The sequence below is a fragment of the Limnospira sp. PMC 1279.21 genome, assembly GCF_032349615.1.
Taxonomy (GTDB): Bacteria; Cyanobacteriota; Cyanobacteriia; order Cyanobacteriales; family Microcoleaceae; genus Limnospira; species Limnospira fusiformis.
Genome location: NZ_JARPLU010000416.1, coordinates 1 through 1,144 on the forward strand (window position 1 = coordinate 1; position 1,144 = coordinate 1,144).

The following is a 1,144-nucleotide window of genomic DNA, read 5'->3' on the forward strand; positions in this document are numbered from 1 at the left end:
AATCTAAAGATGGAATGCCCGCATAGATGGAACGTTTAAACCCCTCATTGGCTCTCAAGTGGCGGGATGTACCCGTGGAGTAGTGAAAAAGTGTAAGCGTATGCCTTTAAGGGGAAAGGATGTGATGGAAAGCTAATGCCTAACTGTAATGGTTAGGATATGCCCACTAATCACGGTGTGGATATAGAGACCGCGATAAGTAAGAGTTTAATGGCGAAAGCGAGTTTAAAGACTAACGCAAGCATATAGCTTTGAAAGTTGAGGTCATAAAGCAGGGGGTTGTAACCCTATTCCCAGTGACAAAAGGGGTATCTACATCAGGAGCCGTGTGCTGGGAAACTTTCACGTATGGTTCTGAATGGGAGGGGATGGTGGTGACTCCATTCTCGACCCCTAACAAAATGCTCTTACCGTGAACCATGATTACTTACTGTCCAAAATTCATTGTCCCAGCATAATCAAACGCAACCTGAAACAATGGTTAAAAGCGGGAGTGCTAGACAACGGTGTATTCAAGGATACAGAAGCAGGGACACCACAAGGAGGGGTGATTAGCCCACTCCTAGCCAACATTGCACTGGATGGGATGGCTAGGTTAATTGAAACAATGTATCCCAAGAAAAAGGGAGTAATACAAGCAACCACAATAAGATACGCCGATGATTTCGTAGTAATATCACCTTCACTCGATATCATTGAACAGTGCAAAACTGCAATTTCCAAATGGTTAAAACCTGTAGGACTAGAAATCAAACCTGAAAAGAAAAGAGTGTGTCATACACTAAACCCCATACAATACGAGGGTAAAACTGAAGAGCCAGGATTCGATTTCTTAGGATTTAATATCAGACAATACCCAGTTGGAAAATACAAATCTGGAAAAACAGGTGGAATGGCAAGCCGACTCATCGGACATAAAACCTGCATAAAACCCAGCAGAAAAGCAGTTAAAGCCCACACAGAAGTGATTAAGGGTGTAATAAAAAAACATAAAATAGCACCCCAGTCAACCTTGATAAGTAGACTTAACCCGATAATACGGGGATGGTCAAATTACTACTCAGGGGCAGTTTCAACCGAAACCTTCAGTAAACTAGACCACATAGTGCGAAACGTTTAGGAGTCAAATAAGGCTGCAATGCCG

General features: G+C 42.7%; 1 pseudogene. It reads left to right on the forward strand.

The annotated features are described in order from the left end of the window. Nucleotides 1–412: 412 nt before the first annotated feature. Nucleotides 413–1,108 (forward strand): annotated as a pseudogene (locus tag P5683_RS25070) (reverse transcriptase domain-containing protein); the annotation flags it as partial. Nucleotides 1,109–1,144 lie beyond the last annotated feature (36 nt).